General features: G+C 53.7%; 1 pseudogene. It reads left to right on the forward strand.

The features are described 5' to 3' along the window. Positions 1-467 (forward strand): annotated as a pseudogene (locus ACTHUR_RS20075) (NADH:ubiquinone reductase (Na(+)-transporting) subunit A); the annotation flags it as partial.

The raw sequence follows: 467 nt of genomic DNA on the forward strand, positions 1-467 counted from the left end.
GTATTTACTGCTCCGGCTTCAGGCAAAATCGCCGCTATTCACCGTGGCGAAAAGCGCGTACTTCAGTCAGTCGTAATTGCCGTTGAAGGCAACGACGAAATCGAGTTCGAACGCTACGCACCTGAAGCGCTGGCAAAATTGAGCAGCGAAGAAGTGCGCCGCAACCTGATTCAATCCGGTTTGTGGACTGCGCTGCGCACCCGTCCGTTCAGCAAAATCCCTACCGTCGATGCCGAACCGTTCGCCATCTTCGTCAATGCGATGGATACCAATCCGCTGGCTGCCGATCCTACAGTCATCATCAAAGAAGCCGCTGAAGACTTCAAACACGGTCTGTTGGTATTAAGTCGCCTGACCGAACGCAAAATCCATGTGTGTAAAGCAGCCGGCGCAGATGTGCCGTCTGAAAACGCTGCCAACATCGAAACACATGAATTTGGCGGTCCGCACCCTGCCGGTTTGAGTGG

The sequence above is a fragment of the Neisseria sp. P0021.S007 genome, from assembly GCF_051956855.1.